At 42.7% G+C, this 13,465-nt stretch carries 13 protein-coding genes; all 13 read left to right on the top strand.

Features of this window, described 5'->3' with window-relative positions:
* Positions 1–26: 26 nt before the first annotated feature.
* Positions 27–506 (top strand): arginine repressor, encoded by a 480-nt coding sequence (gene argR / locus EV194_RS00760; RefSeq protein ID WP_132431096.1) that lies wholly within the window; start codon positions 27–29, stop codon positions 504–506.
* Between the two features lie 62 nt (positions 507–568).
* Positions 569–1,270: a GNAT family N-acetyltransferase gene (locus EV194_RS00755; RefSeq protein WP_132431094.1), complete on the top strand. Its 702-nt coding sequence runs from the start codon at positions 569–571 to the stop codon at positions 1,268–1,270.
* 30 nt (positions 1,271–1,300) lie between these two features.
* A complete protein-coding gene (locus EV194_RS00750; protein ID WP_132431092.1) occupies positions 1,301–2,503 on the top strand; it encodes an argininosuccinate synthase in 1,203 nt (400 codons plus the stop codon).
* A gap of 3 nt (positions 2,504–2,506) precedes the next feature.
* Positions 2,507–3,472, top strand: a complete 966-nt coding sequence (argC, locus tag EV194_RS00745) for an N-acetyl-gamma-glutamyl-phosphate reductase (protein WP_132431090.1) — start codon at positions 2,507–2,509, stop codon at positions 3,470–3,472.
* A gap of 16 nt (positions 3,473–3,488) precedes the next feature.
* Positions 3,489–4,631 carry an aspartate aminotransferase family protein gene (locus EV194_RS00740; protein ID WP_132431088.1) on the top strand — a complete coding sequence of 381 codons (1,143 nt, stop codon included), beginning with the start codon at positions 3,489–3,491 and terminating at the stop codon, positions 4,629–4,631.
* 23 nt (positions 4,632–4,654) lie between these two features.
* Positions 4,655–5,281, top strand: coding sequence for an NUMOD4 domain-containing protein (locus tag EV194_RS00735; RefSeq protein ID WP_243699288.1), 627 nt, complete (start codon positions 4,655–4,657; stop codon positions 5,279–5,281).
* Positions 5,282–5,420: 139 nt separating this feature from the next.
* The gene (gene proC / locus EV194_RS00730) at positions 5,421–6,227 is read left to right on the top strand and encodes a pyrroline-5-carboxylate reductase (RefSeq protein ID WP_132431086.1); all 807 of its coding nucleotides are present in this window, start codon (positions 5,421–5,423) and stop codon (positions 6,225–6,227) included.
* 28 nt (positions 6,228–6,255) lie between these two features.
* Positions 6,256–7,332, top strand: coding sequence for a glutamate 5-kinase (proB, locus tag EV194_RS00725; RefSeq protein WP_243699287.1), 1,077 nt, complete (start codon positions 6,256–6,258; stop codon positions 7,330–7,332).
* 239 nt (positions 7,333–7,571) lie between these two features.
* Complete coding sequence (locus EV194_RS00720) at positions 7,572–8,819, top strand: glutamate-5-semialdehyde dehydrogenase (RefSeq protein WP_132431082.1); 1,248 nt, start codon at positions 7,572–7,574, stop codon at positions 8,817–8,819.
* Between the two features lie 13 nt (positions 8,820–8,832).
* A complete protein-coding gene (locus EV194_RS00715; RefSeq protein ID WP_132431080.1) occupies positions 8,833–9,798 on the top strand; it encodes an N-acetylornithine carbamoyltransferase in 966 nt (321 codons plus the stop codon).
* Between the two features lie 86 nt (positions 9,799–9,884).
* Positions 9,885–10,658, top strand: coding sequence for an acetylglutamate kinase (gene argB, locus EV194_RS00710; protein ID WP_132431078.1), 774 nt, complete (start codon positions 9,885–9,887; stop codon positions 10,656–10,658).
* Positions 10,658–11,719 carry a M20 family metallo-hydrolase gene (locus EV194_RS00705; RefSeq protein WP_132432173.1) on the top strand — a complete coding sequence of 354 codons (1,062 nt, stop codon included), beginning with the start codon at positions 10,658–10,660 and terminating at the stop codon, positions 11,717–11,719. The genes argB and EV194_RS00705 overlap by 1 nt, the downstream gene beginning before the upstream one ends.
* Before the next feature lie 396 nt (positions 11,720–12,115).
* Positions 12,116–13,447 carry an argininosuccinate lyase gene (argH, locus tag EV194_RS00700; RefSeq protein ID WP_132431076.1) on the top strand — a complete coding sequence of 444 codons (1,332 nt, stop codon included), beginning with the start codon at positions 12,116–12,118 and terminating at the stop codon, positions 13,445–13,447.
* Positions 13,448–13,465 lie beyond the last annotated feature (18 nt).

Here is a 13,465-nt window from a genome sequence, read left to right as displayed (position 1 = left end):
AAAACACATAACCTTAAGTCTTCAACATGAAGATAAAGACACAAAGAATAAATGCCATAATCAGGCTGATTGAAAAAAACAGGGTCGGAAGTCAGGAAGAATTGCTGGCATTGCTGGAAAAAGAGGGGTTTAGTACCACGCAGGCCACGTTGTCGCGCGACCTAAAGGCATTGAAAGTAGCCAAACAACCCGGTAATGACGGAGGGTACATATATGTGCTGCCTGATGAAACAGTCGAGGTTGAAAAGGAGAACCTAAGAGAAGACTTCCCTTTGGGCGGAATATTGTCTCTTGAGTTTTCAGGAAATATGGCAGTTGTAAAAACCCGTCCGGGTTTTGCAAATGGAATTGCTTCAGTAATTGATGGACAGGGTTGTTATGAAATCCTTGGAACCATTGCCGGAGACGATACCATTTTATTGATCTGCAGGGAAGGAATCAGTGTTGAAGAAGTTCTCAGGTCGTTGGACATGTTTATTCCGGGCATTGAGGATAAAGTATTGTAATGAATATTTAGTTTTTTGTTATTCGGAGTTTAACCAGGGAAAGATTAATTGTAAGTATTTTAATGGAGAAAAAGGTAACCATACATATTGCTTCAGAAAAACATCTGGAATATGTAGATGTCATCCTTCAAACAATTGCCGATGCGGCAAAAGTGAGAGGCACAGGAATTGCGAAGCGTAATCCTGAGTACGTGCGTCAGAAGATGATCGACGGGAAGGCGATTATTGCTTTGGCTGAAGGTGAGTTTGCAGGGTTTTGCTATATTGAATCATGGGGGCACGATAAGTTTGTGGCCAATTCGGGGTTGATTGTGGCAGACCAGTTTCGTGGACAGGGATTGGCAAGAGAAATCAAGCAAAAGGCGTTTGAGTTGTCCAGAAAAAAATACCCGAAAGCAAAAATTTTTGGTCTAACCACCGGGTTGGCCGTGATGAAAATCAATTCAGGTTTAGGGTATAAACCCGTTACTTTTTCTGAGCTGACCGATGACGAGCAGTTCTGGAAAGGTTGTCAGAGTTGTGTCAATTACGATATTCTGATGCGAACCAACCGCAAACATTGTCTTTGCACCGGAATGCTTTACGACCCGGAAAAAGAGGAGAAAAAGAAAAGTAAACCAAAGCCTCTGCCAAAAAGAAAGCTGAAAGTTTACGAGCGTTGGCTTCGGTTTAAGCGGTTCGTTTTCTTAAAGGGTGGAAACAGTAAGTCAAACGACAAATCCAACAAGAGTTTCTTTAGGAAACTGGTAGCCATTTTTGTATAAAAGCATAAACAGAATAAGATAGCATTAACTATGAAGGAAAAAGTAGTTGTAGCATACAGCGGAGGTTTGGATACCTCCTATTGCGTAAAATATTTAGCAAAGGAAAGAAATCTTGAAGTGTGGTCGGCCATTGCCAACACCGGCGGCTTTTCAGATGCTGAACTTAAGGATATTGAAGAGAAAGCTTATGGTTTAGGCGTTGCCAAACATGTGAGCCTTGATGTTACCGATGATTATTATAATAAATGTATCCGCTACATGGTGTACGGAAACGTGTTGAAAAACAACACGTATCCTCTTTCGGTCTCTTCGGAGCGAATTTTTCAGGCTTTGGCCATTGTGGATTATGCACGCAACATTGGAGCTAAATATATTGCTCACGGAAGTACCGGTGCCGGAAATGACCAGGTTCGTTTTGACCTGACATTTCAGATACTTGCTCCCGACATCGAAATCATTACCCCCATCAGAGACCAGGTGTTGAGCCGCGAAGCTGAAATTGAATACCTTAAAAAAGAAGGTGTTGTGCGCGACTGGACAAAAATGGCCTACTCTATAAATAAAGGCCTTTGGGGAACCAGTATTGGTGGAAAAGAGACACTCACATCAGACAAGGGACTGCCGGCTGAGGCGTATCCGTCGCAACCTCAAAAGTCAGAGTCGGAAAAGCTCGAGCTTGAGTTTGCTAAAGGTGAGTTGGTGGGAGTTAACGGAAAATCGTTCGCCAATAGAATTGAAGCTATTCAGGAGGTTGAAAAAATCGGTTCAGCTTATGCCATTGGTCGTGATGTTCACGTGGGGGATACCATCATTGGAATTAAAGGACGTGTTGGTTTTGAAGCTGCTGCTCCAACATTGATTATAAAGGCTCATCATTTATTGGAAAAGCACACGCTTACCAAATGGCAAATGTACTGGAAAGAGCAAATCTCAAATTGGTACGGAATGATGCTTCATGAAGCCATGTATCTTGAGCCGGTTTTGCGTGATATTGAAGCATTTTTGGAAAGTACACAGCAGAATGTGTCGGGTAAGGTTTATATCAACCTTCATCCATACCGCTTTGAAATGGTAGGCATTGATTCGGCACATGACTTGATGAAGAGTGATTTTGGCGAATATGGAGAGGTAAATAAAGCCTGGGGAGGTGATGATGTAAAAGGATTTACCACCATCATATCCAACTCATTAAAAATATTTAATAACGTAAATAAAGGGCAACTGGAGCAGTAAGATATGATAAAAGTTGGAATCATTGGAGGAGCCGGCTATACGGCAGGAGAACTTATCAGAATACTTTTGGGACATCCACAGACAGAGATTTCATGGGTGTTGAGTTCAAGTCACGCCGGTCAGCCGGTTTACAAGGTACATACCGACCTGCTTGGCGATACCACTCTTGCATTTGACGAAAAGCCCGATTTCTCATCAGTTGATGTTGTCTTCTTTTGTATGGGACACGGCAAATCGGCGGAATTTATGCAAAAGCATAACATTCCTTCGAAGGTGAAAATCATTGACCTCAGTCATGATTTTCGTTTGATTGCGGCGGGGAATGATTTTTTGTATGGATTACCGGAGCTTAATCGCGATGAAATTTCTAAAGCACAAAAGGTTGCCAACCCCGGTTGTTTTGCCACTGCCATTCAGTTGGCTCTGCTACCATTGGCTTCTGAGGGATTGCTCAATGAAGTTCACATACATGCCATCACCGGCTCAACGGGGGCCGGCCAGGCACCTACCGGGACAACCCATTTTAGCTGGAGAAACAGTAATATTTCAGTGTATAAAGCATTCTCACATCAGCATCTCGGCGAAATAAAACAATCATTGAATCAACTGATGCCGGCATTTAATCTTCCGTTGAATTTTGTTCCTCTCAGGGGCGATTTCACCCGTGGTATACTGGCTTCGGTTTATCTCGATTGCGACCTTGAGCAGAGTAGTGCGGCTGAATTATTTGACAAATTTTACTCGGATGCTCCTTTTACGGTGCGCTCAAACCAAAATATTGACCTTAAGCAGGTGGTGAACACCAATAAATGCTTGTTGCATCTGGCTAAATACGATGGTAAGCTGCACATCACAAGCATCATTGACAACCTGACAAAAGGTGCATCTGGTCAAGCCGTTCAGAACATGAATCTGATGTTTGGTTTGGATGAAAAATGTGGACTCTATTTAAAACCTTCCGGTTTTTAATTATTCGAAAAAAAATATGAATTTATTTGATGTATATCCCTTAATGAATGTCACTCCTGTAAAGGCAAAGGACTGCCTGGTGTGGGATGATAAGGGCAACGAGTATCTTGATTTGTATGGCGGACATGCTGTCATTTCCATTGGTCATTCGCATCCTCATTACATTAAGCGAATAACAGACCAGCTTAATAATATTGGTTTTTACTCCAATTCGGTTCAAAATCCATTGCAGGTGGAGTTGGCAGAAAAACTTGGTAAACTAAGTGGCCTTGAGAATTATTCTCTTTTTTTGTGCAACTCGGGGGCAGAGGCCAACGAGAATGCGCTAAAACTGGCTTCTTTTCATACCGGCAAAAAACGTGTGATTGCATTTGGTAAAGGATTTCATGGAAGAACCTCTGCTGCAGTTGCCGTCACCGATAATACCAAAATTCAGGCTGAAATTAATAAAGGACACCACTCCGTTATTTTGCCTTTGAATGATTTGGAGGGAGTTAAAATAGAGATTGCCAAAGGTGATGTTTGTGCAGTAATCATTGAAGGCATCCAGGGTATTGGAGGCATTCGCGTACCGGAAGCAGGATTTTTAAAAGAGCTGGACAAACTGTGCCGAGAAACGGGCACAGTTTTAATTCTGGACGAAATACAGTCGGGATATGGCCGTTCAGGTTCATTTTTTGCCTTTGAGGTTGCAGGTATCTCCCCTGACATCATCACAACAGCAAAAGGAATGGGCAATGGTTTTCCGGTAGGTGCCGTTTTGATTTCGCCCTCATTTGAAGCGTCGCACGGTCTGTTGGGAACCACTTTTGGAGGCAATTACCTGGCATGTGCTGCTTCTCTGGCCGTTTTGGAAGTAATGGAAGAGCAAAATCTAATTGAAAATACCCGCAACGTTGGTCAATATCTTATTGATGAATTGGGTAAACTGGATGGGATTGTGGAGGTACGAGGTAGCGGACTGATGATTGGAATTGAATTTGAAGGAAGTGTTGCCCCAATCAGGAAAGCGCTTTTGGAGGATAAGAGAATTTTTACTGGTGTTTCATCAACCAATGTTATACGACTTTTACCCCCCTTAACATTGAGCCATGAAATGGCATCCCGATTTTTAGAGAGTTTCTCAGAGGTTTATAAATCCCCACAAAAAACATTGTAAAAGACCTATGAAGAATTGAAATTATGAAAAACGCAAACCTGACTGCTTGCCCTCAATTGAAAACTTCGTTTTGGAATGAGGAGTGGAAAGAGATTCATTTTCGCAAAGGTGCATTGCGAAAGCAATATGCCATCAGCAATTATGGGCGTGTTGTCAGCTTCTCTGACAGCTTTGAAAACGCACGAATCGTTAAAGGTGGGACACTTAAAGGTTATAAAACTTTGCCTTTACGGCCGTTCGGTAAATCCACGACCTTTTATGTACATAAACTAGTTGCTGAATACTTTTTGCCAAAACCCGAAGAAGGACAGCAATTTGTTTTACATCTGGATTATAACAAGACTAATAATTTTGTCTCAAATTTAAAATGGGCAAACAGAAAGGAGACCTTGGCTCATCAGCAGCATAATCCTGCAGTTTTGGATGCTCGCCAAAAAGTTAGAGATAGAAACCCTGTGGAAGGGCCAAAGTTGACCATGACACAGGTGATGAGATTAAAGAAAAAATTGCTTGACCCGGATCGTAAAACTAAGCTTCGAATTATTGCCAAGCAATTTGGGGTAAGTGAGATGCAACTTCATCGCATAAGACGAGGAGAGAACTGGGGGCATGTTCAGGTGTATTTTAATGATAATGTGGATGGATTATAAAAAACTATAGTTTTTTATATCTTTACGTGTTTGGAAAAACAATAATAATATTGATTTTTGTCATGCTTTTGTTGGTTGACTGATAATTAGTCGGAAATTGAAGCATAAATTAACCAGGTATAGAGAAGAATATAGCGTTATGGAAAAAATAGCCATAATTGGAGGAGGGAACTTAGGATCGGCCATTGCACGAGGATTGGTTCATACTAAAGCCTGCGATCCGCAAATGATTCATGTAACTCGTCGTAGAGCCCAATTGTTAGCTCCTTTAGCAGGTCTTGGAGTCATAACGGGATCTGACAACTTGGAGGCAGTTAAATCTGCTAAAATAGTTTTCCTCGCAGTTAAGCCTTACCAAATGAAAGATCTGCTGGCAGAAATCTCACCTGCCATTGCAGGTGATGCTGTATTGATTTCCCTGGCTACAGGTATTGACAACAAAACTCTACTGGAATTAAGCGGAGGGAAAAATGCCGTTTTTCGTGCCATGCCCAATACTGCGGTAGCCATAGGTCAGTCCATGACCTGTCTTGCATCATTGAACGCAACTCCCGATCAGGATGATAAAGTAAAAGAGCTTTTTGAACAGCTTGGAAATGTACAGTTTATCCCTGAAGAGTTGATGGCCGGAGCAACTGTTCTTGCTGCCTGCGGTATCGCTTTTGCATTGAGGTTTATCCGTGCAGCGACACAAGGCGGGATAGAAATTGGTTTTGGGTCGGAGTTGGCTTTGAAAATTGCTTCCCAAACCGTAAAAGGAGCAGCACATCTGCTTATTGAGGGCGGAACGCATCCTGAGGCAGAAATCGATAAGGTTACAACCCCCAGAGGTATTACCATCTCAGGTTTGAATGAGATGGAGCATCAGGGATTCAGTTCTTCTTTAATCAAAGGATTGATGGCTTCTTATCAGAAGATTGAGAACGGAAGTAAACAGCAGAAATAACAGGTAAAAAAGCAGCGATATTTATAAAGTGTATAAAAGCATCACTATTAAAATAGGGTCGAACGTACTGACCCGTCCGGATGGTAAACTGGATGTGGAGCGCATGGCGCACATTACAGACCAAATTGCATTTTTGCATAAAAAGGGGGTTAAAGTTATTCTGGTTTCATCTGGAGCAGTGGCAGCCGGCAGAAGTCTGGTGAATTACAAACAAAGAAAGGATCCGGTTTCCGAGAGACAGTTGCTATCTTCTGTAGGACAAGTAAAGCTGGTTACCAATTATGCCTCGTTGTTCGATATGCACAAAATGTCCTGTGCACAGGTATTGGTTACCAAAGAGGATTTCCGAACAAGAGAGCACTATCTGAATATGAAAAACTGCATTTCGGTGTTGCTTGATAATCAGATAGTACCTATAATTAATGAGAATGATGCCGTATCGGTAACGGCACTGATGTTTACAGACAATGATGAGTTGGCAGGTTTGGTGGCATCCATGATGAACACCGAGGCCTTATTTATCCTTACAAACGTAGATGGGATATTCAATGGAAATCCCAATTCTCCTGATTCGCAGTTGGTAGAAGAAATTGATAGCGAAAATGTGGATTTGACGGGATATGTTACAACCCAGAAGAGCAACTTTGGAAGGGGGGGGATGCTAACTAAAGGACGGGTAGCGCAGAGTACCGCTGCTGGTGGGATTTCAGTTCACATTGCCAATGGAACCAACGAAAATGTTATTACATCGTTGGCCTCTGATGCGGCATCTGTGAGACATACACGGTTTTTGCCGGGAACACCACGACCGGCCGTAAAAAAATGGATGGCCTATTCAGCAGGATTTGCCAACAGCGAAGTGCACATCAACGAAGGTGCTCGGCAGGCTCTTTTCTCAGCTAAGGCTACAAGTCTTTTATTGGCCGGAGTCACAAAAATGGAGGGAGAATTTAAAAAAGGTGATTTGCTGAAAATTATTGATTCCAACAACAAAGTTGTTGGAATTGGCAAAGCGCAATATGACAGAAAAAAAGCGGATGAGCATAAGAACGATGCGAAGTATAAACCATTGGTTCATTATGATTATCTTTATTTGTTTTCATAGCTAAGTAACTGTCTAAATTTATTTGTAAAAAATGTTATAGACTCGAAGACTGTTAGATTAAAGACAGATAGAGTAGTTGAGAAAGATGATTAGATTGATCTTATTTTCTGTTTATCTAGTCTGTCAGTCTAAATGTCTAATATCTAAAATCTTCAATGCAGATTTATTATAGATTTAAACAGTCTCTAAACCTTTTATATAGTTTTCGTTATCCTAAGACATAAAATACATCAAAATATATGAGTGCAATATCACAGATTCAAAAAGCAAGAGAAGCAGCACTGGAAATGGTGCGAGTGAGTACTGAAATAAATCAGAAGGTATTGCTTGATCTCGCTGATCGTGCTGAGGCTTCAATTGAGGAGCTTTTGGCAGCAAATCTAAAAGATCTGGAGAGGATGCCTGAAACTGATCCCCGGTACGACCGTCTGAAATTGACGGAAGAGCGCATTCGTGCAATAGCAGGTGATTTAAGAAATGTTGCCGCTATGGATTCTCCGGTAGGAGAAGTCCTGGAGCAGCGCGAAATGCCTAACGGTTTAAGCTTACGTAAGGTTAGAGTGGCGCTTGGAGTGGTGGGTGTAATATACGAGGCCCGTCCAAATGTAACTTTTGATGTTTTTGCGCTTTGTTTCAGAACGGGAAATGTATCTGTATTAAAAGGTGGTCAAGATGCATGGTATTCAAATCAGGCCGTTGTGGCATTAATAGAAGCAAGCTTAAAAGCTTTTGGCGTTTCAACGGATGTGGTGCAGCTTCTTCCGCCCGAAAGAGAAGCGGCTACAGACCTGATGAATGCTGTAGGATATGTTGATGTATTGATACCAAGAGGCTCGCAGGGGTTAATTAACTCGGTACGCGACAACTCAAAAGTACCTGTTATAGAAACCGGAGCCGGAGTGGTGCATACCTATTTTGATGAAACGGCTGACTTAATAAAAGGGAAAGAGGTAATTTTTAACGCAAAAACCCGCAGGGTAAGTGTTTGCAACGCGCTGGAGTGTCTGTTGATAAACCAGTGCAGGCTTGAAGAACTTGGAGAACTTTTGATGCCTCTTGCAGAAAAAAATGTCATAATTGAGGCCGACGAATTGAGTTTTAAATTCTTGAAAGGCAAATATCCCGTTGAGCTTTTAAAGCCTGCTTCAGAAGAGTCCTGGGGTATGGAGCACCTTGACTATAAACTGTCGGTTAAAGTGGTTGGCGATATGGATGAAGCTTTGCAACACATAGCACGTTACAGTACAAAGCACAGTGAAGCCATCATTACCACCAGCGAAGCTAATAAAGCACGCTTTTTCAATGAAGTGGACGCCGCAGCCGTTTATGCCAACACATCCACGGCCTTTACCGATGGAGCTCAGTTTGGAATGGGGGCCGAAATTGGAATCAGTACCCAGAAATTACATGCTCGCGGACCAATGGCTTTGCCCGAATTAACCAGTTATAAATGGCTTATTGAAAGTGACGGATTAACCAGACCATAAAATATAATTGTGTATGAAGAGATTTTTAACACCTGAAGATATAGGCAGTCTGTCCAAAGCGTTGGACGATGCCCGCAACGCAAAGAATAACCCCTATGCTGACCAGGCTTTGGGACGAAACAAAACGTTGCTTTTGCTCTTTTTCAACTCAAGTTTGCGCACACGACTCAGTAGCCAGAGAGCCGGTTACAATCTTGGGATGAATGTTATTGTCATGGACATCAACAAGGACGGTTGGCAACTTGAAACTGAATTTGGGGTGGTGATGAATGGTGATAAGCCTGAACATATACGTGAAGCTGTACCGGTAATGGGACGATACTGTGACATTATTGGTGTACGTTCTTTTGCGAAGTTTGAAAATAAGGAGGAAGATTACAGCGAAAAAATCCTTAATCAGTTTATTGAACTTTCAGGAGTTCCTGTAATCAGTCTGGAATCGGCTACGCGCCATCCGCTGCAGGCATTCGCCGATTTATTCACCATTGAAGAGTACAAAACTGTGGAACGCCCAAAAGTGGTTTTAACCTGGGCGCCGCATCCAAGAGCATTGCCACAGGCGGTTCCCAACTCTTTTGTGGAATGGATGAAAAAGGGGGACGTTGATTTGGTGGTCACCCATCCCGAAGGCTACGATTTGGCTCCTGAGTTTATGGATGGGGTTAAATATGAGCCCGACCAGAAGAAAGCTTTCGAAGGCGCTGATTTTATTTATGCGAAAAACTGGGCCAGTTATACCGATTACGGAAAAATTCTATCCACCGACCGTTCATGGACTGTGGATGAAGAGAAAATGGCGCTCACGAACAATGCTAAGTTTATGCATTGCCTGCCCGTTCGGCGAAATATGATTGTGACTGATGGTGTGATTGATGGCCCCAATTCGATAGTGATTGATGAGGCTGCTAACCGCGTTGTTTCAGCACAGGTTGTGCTGAAACGCATGTTGCAATACATTGCGGAAGAGGAAGATTTGTAGCTGGGATAGATATAAGATTTTTAGATATAAGATTGATAGATTTTGGGTTGATAATTAGGTAAACAAGAATCCTTAATACAAAATAAATGCAGGATTTAACCATTGTAAAAGTTGGAGGTAAAGTTGTTGAAGAAGCGGATAGTTTATTCGGCTTGTTGAATGATTTTGTTTCATTGCCATCGCCAAAAATTTTGGTGCACGGTGGTGGTCGTTCTGCCACTTCCGTGGCAGCACGTCTTGGGATTGAGACAAAAATGGTGGAGGGACGTCGCATCACCGATGGCGCCATGCTTGAGGTGGTGACAATGGTTTACGGAGGTCTTGTGAATAAAGGCGTTGTGTCGGGAATGCAGGCTCGGGGTTGTAATGCTCTGGGAATGACAGGTGCCGACATGAACATCATTCAATCGGTAAAAAGAACCAACTCGGCCATTGACTACGGGTTTGTTGGGGATATAAAAGAGGTGAATGCCAATGCCATTGATGCTTTGCTAAAAGCAGATGTGGTTCCGGTAATTGCTCCGTTAACGCACGACGGGAACGGCCAATTACTGAACACCAACGCTGACACCATGGCTTCGGCCTTAGCCTCGGCCATGTCGGCTTTGTATCGGGTTACCCTGGTGTTTTGTTTTGAACTGCCGGGAGTGCTTAAAGACATTGATAATCCCGAATCGGTCATTTCAATAATTAATCCCAATGTTTATGAGAATCTTAAACGTGATGGCGTTGTGGCCGATGGAATGATTCCGAAACTCGACAATAGTTTTGATGCGCTTAAGAAAGGCGTGTATCAGATAAAAATAACCAACACGGCAGGCTTGGCAATTCCAAGTGCCGGAACAGTTTTAAAATTGTGATGATACCTGAATCTTTACATATTGATGCAGTTGAGATGCTGAAAATGCTCATCTCCATTCCTTCGGTCAGCCGTGATGAAAAGCAGGCTGCCGATATGATGGAGGATAGCTTGCAGAGATTTGGGTACTCTCCGTCACGGAAAAATAACAATGTTTGGGTGGTCGCACCGGGTTACGATGAATCCCGACCTACCATTCTGCTCAATTCACACATCGATACGGTAAAAGCTTCCGGCGATTGGGAACAGGACCCTCTAACACCGGTCGAAAGAGATGGGAAAATAACCGGGTTGGGAAGCAACGATGCAGGCGGTCCATTGGTTGCATTAATGGCTGCTTTCAGATACCTGAGCGACAGGAATCAGGCATATAACCTTATTTTTGCTGCTACGGCAGAGGAGGAAGTTTCAGGCGTGAATAATGTTGCATCAATTTTGCCGCTCATTGGTGATGTTGATTTAGGAATTGTTGGTGAACCAACCCGCATGCAGATGGCTGTAGCCGAAAAGGGTTTGCTGGTGTTAGATGGCGTTGTTTATGGAAAGGCTGGTCATGCTGCTCGCAACGAAGGCGTAAATGCCATAATGGAGGCGTTGCCGGTACTCCAATTTTTTAAAGATTATAAGTTTGAAAAGGTTTCTCCTTTTTTGGGAGAAGTGAAAATGACCGTAACCGGCATCATTGCCGGTACGCAGCATAACGTAATTCCCGACAGGTGTTCGTTCATGGTGGATGTGAGAATCAATGAGTGCTACAGCAACCAGGAAGTGTTCGAAATTCTCAAAAACCAGGTGAGTTGTGAATTGAATGCACGCTCATTCCGACTAAACTCCTCATCCATACCGCAAGAACATCCCATCGTGAAACGCGGAATTGACATGGGATTAGAAGCATTTGGCTCTCCTACCACCAGCGATCAGGCCGTGATGCCATTCAATACGCTTAAAATCGGGCCCGGTGATTCAGCCCGGTCGCATACGGTAAACGAGTATATTTATATCGATGAAATTAAAAAGGGTATTGAAACATATATTAAGCTGTTGGATGGACTTACGTTCTGAAAATTTAGATGTTAGATTCTTAGATATAAGATTATTAGATGTTAGATGCTGAGTGCAGCGAAGTTTGAACGCAGTGAAGTTCCGATACTTTAATTTAGTTCCTTCGGAACCCGCACAGCGGAATTAGAGTTCTATTTTGATAGACGGCTTTTAAAATGGTTGTTTTGTTTAGCCCCAAGGGGGCGTGATCATCAGCATGGGGCAACGCCCTATGCAAATGGTTTTAAATTATATTTAGCCTGAATGGGCGTAAGAATTATCGATAGAATGATGGTACCCAATGTCTCGGGATAGAATTTAAATAATAGGTTTGATGTCATATAGATGTGTTAGTCAGATATGATTATAGCCCCATCTATCATCTAAAAATCTAAATAAAAATAGAAAAATCAACGAATGAAGCTCTGGGAAAAAGATACTGTTGTAAATAAAGCCATTGAAGATTTCACAATTGGCAAAGACCGTGAATTGGATGTGGAATTGGCTCCCTTCGACATACTGGGAACCATGGCACACATCACCATGCTCGAAAAGGTTGGGTTACTTACTGCTGATGATTTGCAGCAGCTGTTACCGGAACTAAAATCCCTTTATGAATGTGCCATAAATGGCAACTTCACCATTGAGGAAGGTATTGAGGATGTGCATTCCCAGGTGGAGCTTTTGTTAACCCGAAAGCTTGGTGATGTTGGTAAAAAAGTACACAGTGGTCGTTCCAGAAACGACCAGGTTTTACTGGATCTAAAGCTATATTCTCGTCATCGGATTTATGAACTCAGTCAGGACGTTCAGCAGCTTTTTGCAGAACTTCAGCAGAAGAGTGAGGCGCATAAGGATGATTTGATGCCCGGATATACGCATTTACAAGTGGCCATGCCCTCGTCTTTTGGCCTTTGGTTTGGTGCCTACGCCGAGAGTTTGGTGGACGACATGTACATGCTCAATGCTGCATGGCGAATTGTCAATCAAAACCCGCTTGGTGCCGCCGCCGGATATGGCAGCTCTTTCCCGTTGGACAGAAATATGACCACCCACTTGCTTGGGTTTGATGATATGAGTTACAATGTGGTGTATGCTCAGATGGGACGGGGAAAAACCGAACGTGCTGTGGCCATGGCGTTGGCTTCCATTGCCGGAACCATTGGCAAATTAGCAATGGATGCCTGTTTGTATATGAGTCAGAATTTTGCATTCATTGGTCTGCCCGATGAGTTAACCACGGGAAGCAGCATTATGCCTCACAAGAAAAATCCGGATGTATTTGAATTGATTCGTGCAAGATGCAATAAAATACAGGCACTTCCCAATCAGATTGGGATGATAACAGGAAATCTCCCTTCGGGATATTTCCGCGATTTGCAAATCATCAAGGAGGTGTTTGTTCCTGCATTTGATGAGTTAAAGAGCTGTTTGGAATTAACGGCATTTGCCGTTAAAAACATGAAAGTCAATAAGGATTTATTAAAAAATCCTCTATACAAATATGCATTCAGTGTGGAGGAAGTAAATCGTCGTGTGCTGGAAGGGATCCCCTTCAGGGAAGCCTACAAACAGGTAGGCCGAGAAATTGAAGCCGGAAAATTTGAGGTGCCTGAATCCATTCACCATTCTCATGCCGGAAGCATCGGAAACCTATGCAACGATGAGATAAAATCGAAGATGGATGCGGTGGTGTCAGCATTTTCTTTCGATAAAATGAATGAAGCAATAGGAAAAATAATCACTTAACCATATAAATTACGAAAA

The sequence above is a fragment of the Natronoflexus pectinivorans genome (assembly GCF_004345615.1).
Classification (GTDB): Bacteria; Bacteroidota; Bacteroidia; order Bacteroidales; family Marinilabiliaceae; genus Natronoflexus; species Natronoflexus pectinivorans.
Note: the sequence above shows the minus strand (reverse complement) of the source record. Positions and strands in the feature narration are given on the sequence as shown.

Bases quoted from the DNA above. Each gene is read 5' to 3' on its own strand.
- argR (WP_132431096.1), top strand. From the start codon at position 27: ATGAAGATAAAGACACAAAGAATAAATGCCATAATCAGGCTGATTGAA.
- EV194_RS00755 (WP_132431094.1), top strand. From the start codon at position 569: ATGGAGAAAAAGGTAACCATACATATTGCTTCAGAAAAACATCTGGAA.
- EV194_RS00750 (WP_132431092.1), top strand. From the start codon at position 1,301: ATGAAGGAAAAAGTAGTTGTAGCATACAGCGGAGGTTTGGATACCTCC.
- argC (WP_132431090.1), top strand. From the start codon at position 2,507: ATGATAAAAGTTGGAATCATTGGAGGAGCCGGCTATACGGCAGGAGAA.
- EV194_RS00740 (WP_132431088.1), top strand. From the start codon at position 3,489: ATGAATTTATTTGATGTATATCCCTTAATGAATGTCACTCCTGTAAAG.
- EV194_RS00735 (WP_243699288.1), top strand. From the start codon at position 4,655: ATGAAAAACGCAAACCTGACTGCTTGCCCTCAATTGAAAACTTCGTTT.
- proC (WP_132431086.1), top strand. From the start codon at position 5,421: ATGGAAAAAATAGCCATAATTGGAGGAGGGAACTTAGGATCGGCCATT.
- EV194_RS00720 (WP_132431082.1), top strand. From the start codon at position 7,572: ATGAGTGCAATATCACAGATTCAAAAAGCAAGAGAAGCAGCACTGGAA.
- EV194_RS00715 (WP_132431080.1), top strand. From the start codon at position 8,833: ATGAAGAGATTTTTAACACCTGAAGATATAGGCAGTCTGTCCAAAGCG.
- argB (WP_132431078.1), top strand. From the start codon at position 9,885: ATGCAGGATTTAACCATTGTAAAAGTTGGAGGTAAAGTTGTTGAAGAA.
- EV194_RS00705 (WP_132432173.1), top strand. From the start codon at position 10,658: ATGATACCTGAATCTTTACATATTGATGCAGTTGAGATGCTGAAAATG.
- argH (WP_132431076.1), top strand. From the start codon at position 12,116: ATGAAGCTCTGGGAAAAAGATACTGTTGTAAATAAAGCCATTGAAGAT.